The organism is Arthrobacter sp. STN4 (assembly GCF_024539665.1).
GTDB lineage: Bacteria > Actinomycetota > Actinomycetes > Actinomycetales > Micrococcaceae > Specibacter.
The window spans coordinates 24,527-38,398 of the sequence record NZ_JAKZGX010000017.1; the positions used below are offsets into that span (position 1 = coordinate 24,527).

Below are 13,872 nucleotides of genomic sequence, written 5' to 3' on the forward strand. Positions count from 1 at the left end.
GTCGTGCCATGGCAATTGATGATCTCTTCCCCACGTCCCTGCGGCTGCTGGGCCGCCCCGCCCTCGTGGTGGGCGGCGGAACCGTTGCCGCCCGCCGTGCCAAGGCCCTGCTCGACGCCGGGGCCCGGGTCACGCTCGTGGCCCCCGCCCTCGGCGGCGCAGCCCGGGCCCTCACGGACGTCCTGCACTGGGAAGCACGCGAATACCGCGGCACCGACTTGGACAACTCCTGGTTTGCCGTCGCGGCCAGCGGCGACCCCGCAACGGACGCCCGCGTGGCAGTCGACGCCGAGGCACGTCGGATCTGGTGCGTCAACCACTCCCACGCGGAGGACTCCGCCGCCTGGACGCCCGCCGTTGCCACGGTGGACGACGTCAAGGTGGCCGTCAACGCCGGGGGAGACCCGCTCCGTGCCGCCGCCATCCGCAACGCCATCGCCGCCGGGCTGGAAACGGGCGAACTGCCGTTGGGGAGGTACCGCCGGGGGAGCAGCGGGCCGGGGCTCGGCAGCCCCCATCACCGCGGCTCCGTCGCACTCGTTGGCGGCGGGCCCGGCGCCGAAGACCTGATCACCGTCCGCGGCCGCCGTCTGTTGGCGGAGGCCGACGTCGTCGTAGCCGACCGGCTGGGTCCGCGCGGCCTCCTGGACACGCTGGGCCCGGAGGTGCGCATCATCGAGGTCGGCAAGACCCCCGGCCACCACCCCGTCCCGCAAACTGACATCAACGCCATCCTGGTCCGCGAGGCCCAGGCCGGCAACCGCGTGGTCCGGCTCAAGGGCGGCGACCCGTACGTGCTGGGCCGCGGCGGCGAGGAAGCCATCGCCTGCCGCGACCACGGCGTGGACGTGGAAGTGGTCCCCGGCGTCACAAGCGCCGTCAGCGTCCCCGCGGCCGCCGGCATCCCCGTCACACACCGCGGCCTGGCCAAGGCCTTCACCATGATCAGCGGCCACGAGGAGCTGGAAAACGTCCCGCACGGCAGCGACCACACCGTCATCCTGCTCATGGGCGTCGGCACCCTGAACCGCTCCATCCCCACCCTGCAGGCGGCCGGACGCGGGCCGGAATGCCCCGTGGCCATCATCGAGAACGGCTTCGCCCCCAACCAGCGCGTCACCATCGGCACCTTGGGCACCATCACGGCCCAGGCGCAGGCGGGCCGGGTGCGCAACCCGGCGGTCGTCGTCGTCGGCGACGTGGTGCGGATCAGCCCGCTGGCCCCGGCGGCGCTGGCACTGGCACGCATCAGCAGGCGGGAAACTTCCAGCACACTCTCCTAGACTTGTCCCAAGCCCCTTTCCCCTTTGAAAGAAACGAGCACAGCCTTGCCTTCACCCACCCCCTCGACACCAGCCGGCGCTGCCCGCGGCACTGCCGGGCGCCCGCTGCGCATCGCCGTCATCGGTTCCGGCCCTGCCGGCGTCTACGCCGCGGACATGCTGACCAAGAGCCAGGAAGTGGCGGACGGGCTGGTCCTGGCGATCGACCTCTTTGACCGCTACCCGGCACCCTACGGGCTGATCCGCTACGGCGTGGCCCCGGACCACCCCCGCATCAAGGGCATTGTCAACGCCCTGCACAAGGTGCTGGACCGCGGCGACATCCGCTTCTTCGGCAACGTCGACTACGGCACCGACGTCTCCCTCGAGGACCTCCAGACGCACTACGACGCCGTGATCTTCGCCACCGGTGCCATCAACGATGCGGACCTGAACATCCCCGGCATCGAGCTGGAGGGCTCCTTCGGCGGAGCCGACTTCGTCTCCTGGTATGACGGCCACCCGGACGTCCCACGCGAGTGGCCGCTGACCGCCAAGGAGATCGCGGTCATTGGCAACGGCAACGTGGCCCTCGACGTGGCCCGCATCCTCTCCAAGCACGCCGACGACCTCCTTGTGACCGAAATTCCGGACAACGTCCACCAGGGCCTGAAGGCCTCGCCCGTGACGGACGTGCACATCTTCGGCCGCCGCGGCCCCGCACAGGTGAAGTTCACGCCCATGGAGCTGCGCGAACTCAGCCATTCCCGCGACGTGGACATTGTCCTGTATGCGGAGGACTTCGACTTTGACGAGGCCTCCGACGTTGCCGTGAAGACCAACAACCAGGTCAAGACCATGGTGAACACATTGACCAACTGGCTGGTTGAGCAGGACGATGACGCCGCCGACCCCGCCACGGGCGCGTCCCGCCGCCTGCACCTGCACTTCCTGCACAATCCCGTGGAAGTCACAGGCGGGGACGGCAAGGTCACCGGCATCACGTTCGAGCGCACCGAACTGGACGGCACCGGCAACGTCCGCGGCACCGGCGAATTCATCGACTACCCCGTCCAGGCCGTCTACCGTTCCGTTGGCTACTTCGGCTCCGCCCTCCCGGACGTGGAGTTTGACCACCGCCGCGGCGTTGTGGTGAACGAGGGCGGGCGCGTCCTGGACGCCGACGGCACCCAGGTGCCGGGCGTCTATGCGACGGGCTGGATCAAGCGGGGGCCCGTGGGGCTGATCGGCAGCACCAAGGGCGATGCCCTGGAGACCATCACACACCTGCTGGCGGACCGTGACGGGCTTCCGGCCGCGGCCGTGGCCGGGCACGACGCCATCCTCGAACTGCTGGCCGGCCGCGGCGTGGAATACACCACCTGGGAAGGGTGGCACGAGCTGGACGCCCACGAAAAGGCGCTCGGCGCCGAGGCCTCCGCCAACGGTCCCGTCCAGCGCGAGCGCGTGAAGGTGGTCTCACGGGAGGAGATGGTCAACGTCTCCCGCGGCGCCGCCGTCGTCGGGTAGGCGGGCCACCACCGTCCCCGGCCCGCCGACCCGTCGGCTGTGGCGGTTTTCAGCCGCGATAACCGCCACAGCTGACGGGTCGGGCGTCAGGCGAAGTCCTTGCGCGTGCCCAGGCGGCCAAGCAGGGACCTCCCGGCGAGGTCCAATGGATCATCCCAGCCGCCAAGAACCAGCATCCGGGCGATTTTTGTGATGGCGGGCCTGCCGTCCCCGGCCATGTCGTGCTTGTTGATGATGGCCTGCTGCCAGCCCAGGGACAGCGTGACGAAGTTGCGGTCATGGTCCCGGCCCTGCTGTTCCGCCGTGAGGTGGTGGCCGCCGTCGTATTCCACGCAGGTGCGGAACTGCGGGCAGGCAAGGTCCGGGCCAAGCCTGCCCGTGCCGGCGCCGTCCCTGATCTCGTGGTTGCAGTGAAACTCCGGAAGGGGTGAGCGGCCCAGCAGCAGCCGAAGCCGGGTTTCAGGTGTTGAATCCGAACCCACCCGGACCAGGGCCATGGCCTGCTGCAGCTTGCGCATGCCGCGGGCGCCGGCGTGGCGGGCAAGGTAGCTGCGCAGGTATCCGATCTCCACCAGGGGAAGGACCGTGCGCCCAAAGCTGTAGTTGTGGGCGCAGACTATTTGATCGGCCAACGCCACCAGTTCATCGACGCCCAGGTCCGGTGCAATGTCCAGCAACGTGCGTTGCACGGAAGTGGCCGGAACACCGGCAACGTCAACCACGTCTTCGGCGTCGAGCAGTAGCTCATGGCCAATGACATGGCGGCGCCGCGGCCGTTGCAGGCCAACGGGCCTGGACAGATGAAACGCCGGCAGCCTTTCGAAGCGCCGGGGAATGCGCAGGCCATGAAGCAGGGCCGCGGTGTGGTGGCTGACCACGGCCTGCGGCGTCACCAGCACCAGGACCCGGCAGCTTTCCAGCCACGAGACCTCCCCGGCCCACGCCCGCCTCGCGTGCCTGCCCAACGGTGAACGCCCGTGCATTGAGCCGATCCGGGAGCGGCTGGGGATTCTTCATGCCTTCCATTGAGGCCCCAAGCGGCGAGGGACGGGCGGCCGGATTTCGATTTTGTGGACAACCCGCTGCCCGGCCGCCCCTGTGGTGGCGTTGTTGTGCCCGACCCGTCAGTCGTGGCGGCTCTGGGCCGTCGGAACCGCCACAAGTGACGGGTGGGTCCGGCCGGGGCTCCGCCGGCCAGGCGTCAGGCCGGCGGTGACAGGCGGCGCACGGCCAGCGCCAGCCACAGCTGCACCCGGTCCGGGGTCACGGCGGGGTCGTAGCCGGTGAGTTCGGCAATCTGGGTCAGCCGGTAGCGGACGGTGTTCCGGTGCAGCGTGAGCGCGTCGGCCACCGCGGCAACGGAGCCGTTGAGCCGCAGGTACGTTTCAAGCGTGTCCACGAGTTCGGCGCCGTGCGCGGTGTCGAAGGCAACCAGCGGGCCCAGGGCCTCCGCAGCCATGGCCGCCATCGGCACGTCGCCGCTGGCCAGCAGCAGGGAGGTCAGGCTCAGCCGCTCGGGGACGTTGACGTCCAGCCCCCGCGTGGCGGCTTCCCGCGCCTCAAAGTAGCTCCACCGCAGCCCGTTTGCCTGCGCATAGCTGCCGCCAATCCCCACCGCCTCGGTAATGCCCACGTCGTGCATCTTCCGGCTCAGCGCCCGCCCCAGCCCGGCCGGGTCGCCCAGCTGGGAGGGGACGATCAGCAGCAGTTCGTCGTGTTCGTCCGCCTTGATGACGGCGGCGACGGCGGAGTGCAGCTCCGCGGGCAGCACCATGGTGGACAGCATGGCGAACCGGTCCCCGCTGTCCTGGACCAGCAGGACAAAATATTTCGACGCCGGGTCCAGCCCCAGCGTCTCGATCCGTGCGTCGGCGTCGGCGGCCTCCACCGTGCCGCGGACAATGTCCGTCACCACCTGCCCGGCGATCTGGCGGGCCGTGTGCCGGCGCTGCGCCAGGTTGTTCAGTTCAATGCTGATCAGGCCGCGGGCATAGTCCACAATGCCGTCGTCGCGGAAAGGCTTGCGCAGCCACAGCGTGCTGGCGTCCCGCTTCCCGGTGGACAGCGCCACCGCATGCCAGCCGTCGTCGTCCCCGTCCGTGGCGGCGGCGGTGGCTCCGGAGGTGGAAAACACCTCGCTGCCGTACTGGGAGATGGACAGCTCCGAACCGACCATGCCGGCCAGCTTGCGCAGCAGCGCCGGCAGCCCGCCGCCGGTCAACAGCGCCCGGGCCAGCACCTGGTGCTCGCGCAGCAACCGTTCCAGCTTGGTGTAATGGTCTGCGGACCGCGCATCCGCAACGAGTTTGCCGATCGCAATGAACGGGGTCACGTACGGCACTTCCACCACGGGGACACCCCAGCGGTTGGCCTCGGCAATGAGGGCCTGGGGGACCGCGTCGTGCTCAAAGCCAATGCCAAAGCCAATGCCGACGGCGCCCGCGCGCCTGATCTGGCGTACAAAGGACCGCTGGGCGTCGGCGGTGCCCTGCCGGGCTCCCGTGGTGAGCACCAGTTCGCCGCCGCTGAGGAACGCCTGAGGGTTTTCCAGCTCGGTGACGGCCACCCAGTCGATGGGCGCGGTCAGCGGGGTGCGGGTGGAGCCCAGGTTTTTAAGGTGCAGGGCCGGAACTGCCATCAGGTCTGCCAGGGATAATGCCATTCCTTAACTATACAAACGCACTATCGGAAGTGAGTGCCGTGGTGCAAAGGGCCATTCGCCCAAGCGGCATCGGGGGCTTAGGCTCGGATCAAGCGGCAAAGCCAGCCGCGCCACACCGAAGCAAAGAGGTTGAACACCGTGGTCCAAACCTTGCAGAATTTCATCAACGGCGAATTTGTGCCCGTCACCGGCACGGAGTCCCTGGACATCGTCAACCCCGTCAACGGGGAGGTCGTGGCCAAGGCCCCGGTCTCCAGCCAGGCCGACGTGGACGCGGCCATGGCCGCCGCGGCCGCCGCCTTCAAGTCCTGGAAACACGCCACGCCCGGCCAGCGCCAGGCCGTCCTTCTCAAGCTCGCGGACGCCATCGAGGCCCACAGCGACGAAATTGTTGAAGCTCAGCACCGCAACACCGGCCAGGTCCGGCAGATGATCGCGGATGAGGAAGTGGGTGCCGGAGCCGACCAGCTGCGCTTCTTCGCCGGTGCCGCGCGCCTGCTCGAGGGCCGTTCCGCCGGCGAATACATGGAGAACTTCACTTCCTATGTGCGCCGCGAACCGGTGGGTGTGGTGGCCCAGGTGACGCCGTGGAACTACCCGTTCCTGATGCTGGTCTGGAAGATCGGCCCGGCCCTGGCCGCGGGCAACACCGTTGTGCTCAAGCCCAGCGACACGACGCCGGAAAGCACCCTGGTCTTTGCCGGCATCGCCAAGGACATCCTGCCTGCCGGTGTGCTGAACATTGTCCTGGGCAACGGTGCCACGGGTGCTGCCATGGTGGAGCACAGGACCCCGGCCATGGTGTCCATTACCGGTTCCGTCCGGGCCGGCATCGCCGTGGCCACGGGCGCGGCCGCCGGGTTGAAGCGCGCCCACCTGGAGCTGGGCGGCAAGGCGCCCGCCATCGTCTTTGCCGACGCCAACCTGGGCAAGACGGCGCAGGAAATTGCGGAGTTCTCCTTCTTCAACGCCGGGCAGGACTGCACGGCCATCACCCGCGTCCTGGTGGAGGAATCCGCGCACGACGAATTCGTCGAGGCCCTCGCCACGGCGTCCAAGGGCCTGGAAACCGGCAACGCGGACGATTCCAAGAACTATTACGGACCGCTGAACAACATCAACCACTTCAACGCCGTGGTCAAGGTCGTGGAGAACATTCCCGACTACGCCACGGTGGTCACCGGCGGCAAGCGGGTGGGCGAGAAGGGCTTCTTCTTCGAGCCCACCGTGGTGGACGGGGTGAAGCAGACCGACGACATCGTGCAAAAGGAAACCTTCGGCCCGGTCATCACCGTCCAGACGTTCAAGACGGAGGAGGAGGCCGTGGCGCTGGCCAACGACGTCGAGTACGCCCTGGCCTCCAGCGTCTGGACCTCAAACCACGGCGTGGCGATGCGCGTCTCGCGCGACCTGGACTTTGGCGCAGTCTGGATCAACACCCACATCATGCTCACCGCAGAAATGCCGCACGGCGGGTTCAAGCAGTCCGGCTACGGCAAGGACCTCTCGATCTACGGCGTCGAGGACTACACCCGCATCAAGCACGTCATGAGCAACCTCGACGCCTAAGTGCCCGCACCCCTACTTTGAAAGGTCTTTCCATGTCTGAAATCCACTACCGGCTCGAGCAAAAGCGCCACCTGGCCGGCTCCTTCCCCGGGCCGAAGTCCGCAGCCCTTGACGCCCGCCGCAAGGCCGTGGTGGCCGGCGGAGTCGCCTCCAGCGTGCCCGTCTACGTGGCCGACGCCGACGGCGGCATCATCACCGACGTGGACGGCAACTCGTTCATCGACCTGGGCTCCGGCATCGCGGTCACGACTGTGGGCGCGTCGGAGGAGAGGGTTGTTGACGCCGTCCGCGAGCAGGTGGGCCACTTCACCCACACCTGCTTCATGGTCACCCCGTACGAAGGTTACGTGGCCGTCGCCGAGGAGCTCAACGCCCTGACCCCCGGCACGCACGAGAAGCGCACCGTGCTTTTCAACTCCGGCGCCGAAGCCGTGGAGAACGCCGTCAAGGTGGCCCGCCTGGCCACGGGCCGCGACGCCATCGTCGCCTTCGACCACGCCTACCACGGCCGCACCAACCTGACCATGGCGCTGACCGCCAAGGCCATGCCGTACAAGACGAATTTTGGTCCCTTCGCCCCCGAGATCTACCGCGTGCCCATGAGCTACCCCTACCGCGAGGAGTCGGACATCAAGGGGGAAGAGGCAGCACGCCGGGCCATCACCATGATTGAAAAGCAGATCGGGGCCTCCTCGGTGGCCGGCATCCTGATCGAGCCCATCCAGGGCGAGGGCGGCTTCATCGTCCCGGCCGACGGCTTCCTGCCCACCCTCGCCGCCTGGGCAAAGGACAACGGCGTGGTCTTCATCGCCGACGAGGTCCAGTCCGGCTTCTGCCGCACCGGCGAATGGTTTGCCTCCCAGCACGAGGGTGTGGTCCCGGACATCATCACCATGGCCAAGGGGATCGGTGGCGGCCTGCCGCTCTCCGCGATCACGGGACGCGCCGACCTCATGGATGCCGTGCACCCCGGCGGCCTGGGCGGAACCTACGGCGGCAACCCGGTGGCCTGCGCCGCCTCGCTGGCGGCCATCAAGACGATGAAGGAGCACGACCTCAACGGGCGCGCGCAGAACATTGAGCGGATCGTCACCGCGCGTTTCACCGCACTCGTGGAGGAACTTGGCGAGGCCGGCATCATCGGTGAAATCCGCGGCCGCGGCGCCATGATGGCCATCGAACTGGTCAAGCCAGGCACCGCCCGGACCACCAAGGAAGTGAACCCGGAGGCCGCAAAGGCCATCGCCGCCGCCTGCCTGCGGGCCGGGGTCATCATCCTCACCTGCGGCACCTACGGCAACGTCATCCGCCTGCTCCCGCCGCTGGTCATCAGCGACGAACTGCTTGGCGACGGGCTGGACGTTCTCGCCACCGCGGTGCGCCAGGCCGCCTAGCCCCTCCCTCGGGCATGTACGACGGCGGCACCCGGCGGGTCTTTCGGCCCGCCGGGTGCCGTTCCGTCCCCTGTGCTGGGCAGGCTGAAGCAATCATTGTCCGGACGTGGCGCACCACAGGGGGCTGGGATGGAAAGCGGTTTCGACGAACGGTACCCGGCAATTTTTCAGTCCGGCGGCGAGGAACTGCCCCGCACGGCGGTGCCTCTGGCCCCGGCCGTCCGTCCAGCTGTGCCGGCCGTGGCGTCCAGTCCAGCCGCGCCGGCCGTGGCGGCGGCCGCACGCAGAATCCCTCCTGCGTGCGGCCTTCGTGCTGCTGGCGCTCGCCACCGGTGCGGCCGGCTGCCTGGTTTGTGGTGCCGCGGCGGTGGCGAAACCCCTGGCCCGGGCCGGAAGACGTCGGCGGCACCGAGCCCGGCCGGGACGTTTCCGGGGTGGACCTTCCTGCCGACGGCGTGCCCCGGACCCGGCGTGGCCTGCTGTTTGGCGTGGTGGCGCTGTCCGCGGCAGCTGCGGCCCTGTTCGCGCCCCGGCCCTTCCCGCTATCGACCGGTGTGCTGACGGTTTCCACGGACGACGGTGGAAGCTATGTGCAGCAGGCCTGGGCGGCCATGGCGCCATGGCTCGCGACGCCGCTCCGGCGGCGGCCCGGGACGGGAACCCGACGGAACCGCCGCCGCACCTTGAAAGTGCCGTGCAGCGCAGGAAAGCACCGCCTCAGTAGCTGGGTGCGGCGGGCAGCCCGAAGTACTGCTCCAACGTCCGGTAGCCGCGGTAGTGCATGTCGGTGGCCGTGCGCACGCCGATGTAACGCAGGTGCCAGGGCTCGTAGGTGTAGCCCGTGATGGCGTCGTAGCCGTTGGGGTAGCGGATGATGAAGCCGTAGCGCCAGGAGTTGGCTGCGGCAAACTGCCCGGCGGGTGTGCCGGCAAAGCAGGCCTGCAGGCCGCAGGCTCCGTCCGGATTGCCAATGTCCATGACCAGGCCGGTCTGGTGTTCGCTGTATCCTGGACGGGCCGAAATGGTGTCCGCCACGGCCTGCCCGTACAGCGACACGTAGTAGTTGTAGAGGCTGGCCTGCGAGGAATAGGACCTGAACCCGCTGACGGTTGTGACGGCCACGCCGGCACCCGACGCGCCGCGAAGGAACAGCGTCAACTGGTTGGCGGCCTCCCACCGCATGAGCTGGGAACCGATCCCGACCAGGTCCGGTGGCGTTTGGTTGACGGGGGAATTGGGCCGACGCTTGTTGACCACCACGCCCACGCTGCGTGCATTGGGGTTGACGCTGACGCCGCCTCCGGAGACCCAGGTGATGCTGCCGCCCAGGAACTGCTGGACACATTGATGCGGAACCCCGGAGCAGGCCTCCTCGCTGCTGGGGTAGCCGAGCGGGTTACGCTCATACCCCATCTGGACCCATTTGCGCCCGATGCCGCCGTGGATGGTGTGGGCGCTGACGGAGGACTGCCAGTAGACGTAGCCGCCCTGGTAGCTTTGCACGCAGCCGGCCCAGGCCAAGGTGCAGTTTTCGTCGCTGACGGGGTAGCCGAGGAAGCCGCGCTCCCATTGGAACACGGCCCACCGCCCGGCGATGCCGCCGAGGGTGACGTGGGCGCCGGTCCCGGCAGACCAGTGGATGCTGCCTCCGTGGTAGGCCCGGTAGCAGCCTCCGTGCACCAGTCCGCACCGCAGGGGGGTGATGGCGGCGCCGAGCGGTCCTGAAGCGCCACCTGTCGACTGGTATTTGGCGGCAATGGCGCCGTTGTCGGGCGTGGCGGCCGTGGCCGCTCCGGGGGAGAGGCCCAGCACGGCCAGCACCACGACCGCGGCCATCACCAGCCGGCCGATCCCCATCGAATGACCGTCCCTGCCTGCCGGGTATTGGTCTGTAGAGCCTAGGCCGGTTTTCCGTGCGGGGCAAGGGCTGGAACCGCAACCGGCGTGCCCCTATCGGTGCAGCCGGTGCGGTTGTACAGTCAGTGCTGTGAATGCTGCGGCGTCCGCGGAATGCCCCTGCACACGCGGCCCATCGAGAGGTTGATTGCATGAAATATGTCGTTGGTTACCGTCCGGACGAGCGCGGTGCCGATGCCGTCGCGCTGGCCGCAGTCATCGCCAAGACCCAGGGTGCCGGGCTGCACCTGGTGAACGTGGTGCACGAGCGCACGGAGGCAGATGCCCACGTGGAAAAAGCTGCGCTTGCCCTGGTGCCCGACGGCATCGCCGCCAGCTACTCAACGCTTGCGGCCGAGTCGTTCGTGCGCGGGCTGATCGAGACGGCACGGGAGGAGAACGCGACGCTGATCGTGGTTGGCGCTGCCAGCAACGGGCTGTTCAAGCGCTTCACGGTCGGCTCCGTCGCCAACGGGCTGCTGCACGCCTCACCCGTCCCCGTGGCGCTGGCACCCCGCGGCTACAACCGCAGGGACCCGCTGACCCGGCTGACCGTGATGACCGGTGTCCGGGAAGGCTGGCAGGCCGTGCTCGACGTCGGCACCACCGCCGCCGGACGGCGCCACGTGCCGCTGCGGCTCGTGTCCCTGGTTGAAATTGACCAGCTGGACCAGAAGGAGTTTGAGCTGGACAACGCGCTGAGCCCCGCACGCCAACACGTCAACACCGTGCTGGCGGAGGCCGCGGCCAGGCTGCCCGACAACAAGGTCACCGTGACCCTGGCCCACGGGCGAAACACCGAGGAGGCCGTGGACGGGATCGGCTGGAAGTCCGGCGAACTCGTGGTGGTCGGCTCCAGCCGCCTGGCCGAGAACCACAAGATCTTCCTCGGCTCCACGGCCAGCAAGATCCTGCGGGCCCTGCCGGTGCCCATGGTGGTGGTGCCGCGCGACTTCGTGGCGCCTGGGATCTAGACCGCAGCTGTCCTGGGGAGGGCGGCAGGGCGGCGACTCCCTCGCCGGCTATCCGGCGGGCGGCCTTTCAGTCTCCTTTACGCCGGCTACTGAAACCCTCGCCGTGCGGCTGAGCCCTGCTCCGGCTCAGGGCTCCAGGTAGGCGTCGCTGAAGAGGAGCTGCAGGCCTTCGGCCATGGTGGGGTGGGCGATGACCGCGTCGCGGAGCTGCTGGTAGGTCACATCGCCCAGGACGGCCATCTGGACCACGGCGATCACCTCGCTTGACTCGTGGCCGTGCAGAGCGACGCCCAGGATCCTGTCGGTGCTGCGTTCCACCACGGCCTTCCATGAGCCCTCAAGGTGGCCCACGGTTCGGGCGCGTGGAATGGCGGAGACGGGCATTGTGGCGATGCGCACGTCGTGGCCCGCCGCCCGCGCCTGCGTTTCGGAGAGTCCCACCCGGCCCAGTTCCGGGGTGGTGAAAACGCAGTACGGGACCAGCCGGTCCTTCGTGCTCCGGGAGCCGCCGGCAAGGTTGGCCTTGAGGATCCGGTAGTCGTTCCACGAGGCGTGGGTGAACTGCGGGGAACCGGCAACATCGCCGGCGGCCCACACGTTGTCCGCCGTGGTGCGCAGGAATTCATCCACCACCACGGTCCCGCGGCTGGTCAGTTCGATGCCGGCTGCATCCAGGCCGAGGCCCGCCGTGACGGGCTCGCGCCCCACCGCCACGAGGATCTCTCCGGCGCTGACGCTGGTGCCGTCGGACAGTTCCACCGTCACCGTGCCGGATTCGCGCGCAACCGACGCCGCCTGGACGCCGAGCCGGACGTCGACGCCGTCGGCGGCCATGGACTTCAAAACGGCGGCGGAGACATCGGCGTCCTCCCGCGGCAGGATGACCGGGCCGCGCTGCACCACCGTCACCGCCACGCCCATGATGGCCATCATGGAGGCAAATTCGCAGCCGACGTAGCCGCCGCCCAAGATGACGATGCTGGCAGGCAGTGTTTCCAGGGCCAGGATCGTGGTGCTCGTCCGGGGCTTGGCGGCACGCAGGCCCGGGATGTCCGGCACAAACGGGACCATGCCGGTGTTGACCACGACGTTGGTGCCGGACAGCGTGCGGCGGGCGCCGGTGTCGTCCGTCACCTCAACGGTGCGCTCACAGATAAAGCGGGCCTGGCCGATGACCAGGTCCATGCCGGACCCCAGGAACGATTTGCGCTGGCCCGCCACCATGGTGTCCACCACGTCCTCCTTGCGGGCGCGCAGCAGGTTGATGTCGACCGCGGGGGATCCGGCGCCGGCGATGCCAAACTCGGCCGCACGGCGGGTGACGGACAGTAGGCGCGCGCTGTTGACGAGCGTTTTTGTGGGGATGCAGGCCACGTTGATGCACGTGCCGCCAATCATGCCGCGCTCCACCATGGCGACACGTTGTCCCGCTGCGGCCAGGTCCATGGCGAGTGACTTGCCCGCCTTGCCCCCGCCCACCACCAGCAGGTCAAATTCCTCAACGGCCATGTTCTTGCCTTTCGCTAGGGATTGGCCTGCGCGGCGGCTCGGCGCAACCGCGAGGCGTGCCGGTAGTGGTTCAACGAGTCCGCCGTCAAGAGCACCAACGCCAGCCACACTATGCCAAAACCAATCCAGCGGTCGAGCCCCATGTGTTCGCCCAGGAACAGGGTGGCCACCGCAAATTGCATCAGCGGGGCAATATATTGGAGCAGGCCGATCGTGGTCATGGGCAGGCGCCGGGCGGAGGCGCCAAAGAACAGAAGCGGGACGGCCGTGACAATGCCGGAGGAGGCCATGAGCCAAAAGTGCCCGGCCCCCAGGTCCGTCAGCGTCGACTGCCCGGCAACCGCCAGCACCACCATCGTGGCCGCGGCGAACGGCGTGAGCACGGCCGTCTCCACGCTCAGGCTGGTGATGGCGTCGACCTTGCCGCCCACCCGGTTCTTCACGAAGCCGTACAGCCCGAAGCTGAACGCCAGGACCAGCGCAATCCACGGCAGCTTGCCGTAGCTGATGGTCAGGACGACGACGGCCGCGAACCCCACACCGACTGCCGCCCATTGGAGGGGGCGCAGCTTTTCCTTCAGGACGATCACGCCCAGGAGGACCGAGACCAGGGGGTTGATGAAGTAGCCCAGCGACGCCTCAATGGCGTTGCCGTTGGTCACGGCAAAAACGTAGGTCAGCCAGTTGATGACGATCAGGACGCCGGCAACTCCCAGCGGTCCAAGGATGCGGGGGTCCCGCACGGCGGCGAGGACCTCCTGCCAGCCGCGCGTGAGCGTGATGGCCAGGGCACAAAAGACCACCGACCAGACCACACGGTTGGCGACAATCTCCACGCTGCCCGCCGGGACCAGCAGGATGAAGTACAGCGGCAACAGTCCCCACAGACCGTAGGCGCCGACCCCGAAGAGCAGGCCGATGGCCGGTTCGGTCCGGGCCGGACGTGCCGGCTTGCCGCCGGTTGGGGAAACTGTTGGCAGGGAAGTGGACGGCGAAGTGGGTTTGCTGATCGGCACAACGCCTACAACAGCGCGAACGGGCCCAATATTCCGCGGCTGTCCGGGGTGCGGCGGGTC

Annotated in this window: 10 protein-coding genes; 5 read left to right on the forward strand and 5 right to left on the reverse strand. The window is 68.5% G+C overall.

The genetic code is table 11. From position 1 onward, the window contains the following. Window positions 1-8 precede the first annotated feature (8 nt). Both cobA and MMF96_RS12870 read left to right on the forward strand, forming a co-directional pair. Window positions 9-1,283 carry a uroporphyrinogen-III C-methyltransferase gene (gene cobA / locus MMF96_RS12865; protein ID WP_256883754.1) on the forward strand — a complete coding sequence of 425 codons (1,275 nt, stop codon included), beginning with the start codon at window positions 9-11 and terminating at the stop codon, window positions 1,281-1,283. A gap of 45 nt (window positions 1,284-1,328) precedes the next feature. Further along, window positions 1,329-2,792 (forward strand): FAD-dependent oxidoreductase, encoded by a 1,464-nt coding sequence (locus tag MMF96_RS12870; RefSeq protein ID WP_256883755.1) that lies wholly within the window; start codon window positions 1,329-1,331, stop codon window positions 2,790-2,792. A gap of 86 nt (window positions 2,793-2,878) precedes the next feature. Here MMF96_RS12870 and MMF96_RS12875 read toward each other — a convergent pair whose 3' ends face one another. Together MMF96_RS12875 and MMF96_RS12880 are read right to left on the reverse strand one after the other, a co-directional pair. Beyond that, the gene (locus tag MMF96_RS12875) at window positions 2,879-3,775 is read right to left on the reverse strand and encodes a hypothetical protein (RefSeq protein ID WP_256883756.1); all 897 of its coding nucleotides are present in this window, start codon (window positions 3,773-3,775) and stop codon (window positions 2,879-2,881) included. A gap of 218 nt (window positions 3,776-3,993) precedes the next feature. Next, on the reverse strand, window positions 3,994-5,454 hold the full coding sequence (locus MMF96_RS12880; RefSeq protein WP_256883757.1) for a PucR family transcriptional regulator: 1,461 nt from the start codon (window positions 5,452-5,454) through the stop codon (window positions 3,994-3,996). 138 nt (window positions 5,455-5,592) lie between these two features. Between MMF96_RS12880 and MMF96_RS12885 the strand changes: the two genes are divergently transcribed. Together MMF96_RS12885 and gabT are read left to right on the forward strand one after the other, a co-directional pair. Further along, window positions 5,593-7,023 (forward strand): gamma-aminobutyraldehyde dehydrogenase, encoded by a 1,431-nt coding sequence (locus MMF96_RS12885; RefSeq protein WP_176615047.1) that lies wholly within the window; start codon window positions 5,593-5,595, stop codon window positions 7,021-7,023. Window positions 7,024-7,055: 32 nt separating this feature from the next. Then, window positions 7,056-8,417 carry a 4-aminobutyrate--2-oxoglutarate transaminase gene (gene gabT, locus MMF96_RS12890; protein WP_256883758.1) on the forward strand — a complete coding sequence of 454 codons (1,362 nt, stop codon included), beginning with the start codon at window positions 7,056-7,058 and terminating at the stop codon, window positions 8,415-8,417. A 717-nt stretch (window positions 8,418-9,134) separates the two neighbouring features. On the opposite strand, the gene MMF96_RS12895 is transcribed toward gabT, so the two are convergent. After that, a complete protein-coding gene (locus tag MMF96_RS12895; RefSeq protein WP_256883759.1) occupies window positions 9,135-10,274 on the reverse strand; it encodes a D-alanyl-D-alanine carboxypeptidase family protein in 1,140 nt (379 codons plus the stop codon). Window positions 10,275-10,465: 191 nt separating this feature from the next. Between MMF96_RS12895 and MMF96_RS12900 the strand changes: the two genes are divergently transcribed. After that, the gene (locus MMF96_RS12900) at window positions 10,466-11,287 is read left to right on the forward strand and encodes a universal stress protein (protein ID WP_256883760.1); all 822 of its coding nucleotides are present in this window, start codon (window positions 10,466-10,468) and stop codon (window positions 11,285-11,287) included. 126 nt (window positions 11,288-11,413) lie between these two features. Here MMF96_RS12900 and MMF96_RS12905 read toward each other — a convergent pair whose 3' ends face one another. Further along, window positions 11,414-12,796, reverse strand: a complete 1,383-nt coding sequence (locus MMF96_RS12905) for an NAD(P)/FAD-dependent oxidoreductase (RefSeq protein WP_256883761.1) — start codon at window positions 12,794-12,796, stop codon at window positions 11,414-11,416. 14 nt (window positions 12,797-12,810) lie between these two features. Continuing rightward, a complete protein-coding gene (rarD, locus tag MMF96_RS12910) occupies window positions 12,811-13,812 on the reverse strand; it encodes an EamA family transporter RarD (protein WP_375141433.1) in 1,002 nt (333 codons plus the stop codon). Between the last annotated feature and the right edge of the window lie 60 nt (window positions 13,813-13,872).

Coding starts and splice junctions, on each gene's coding strand:
- cobA (WP_256883754.1), top strand. CDS start 9: ATGGCAATTGATGATCTCTTCCCCACGTCCCTGCGGCTGCTGGGCCGC.
- MMF96_RS12875 (WP_256883756.1), bottom strand. CDS start 3,775: ATGCACGGGCGTTCACCGTTGGGCAGGCACGCGAGGCGGGCGTGGGCC.
- MMF96_RS12880 (WP_256883757.1), bottom strand. CDS start 5,454: ATGGCATTATCCCTGGCAGACCTGATGGCAGTTCCGGCCCTGCACCTT.
- gabT (WP_256883758.1), top strand. CDS start 7,056: ATGTCTGAAATCCACTACCGGCTCGAGCAAAAGCGCCACCTGGCCGGC.
- MMF96_RS12895 (WP_256883759.1), bottom strand. CDS start 10,274: ATGGGGATCGGCCGGCTGGTGATGGCCGCGGTCGTGGTGCTGGCCGTG.
- MMF96_RS12900 (WP_256883760.1), top strand. CDS start 10,466: ATGAAATATGTCGTTGGTTACCGTCCGGACGAGCGCGGTGCCGATGCC.
- MMF96_RS12905 (WP_256883761.1), bottom strand. CDS start 12,796: ATGGCCGTTGAGGAATTTGACCTGCTGGTGGTGGGCGGGGGCAAGGCG.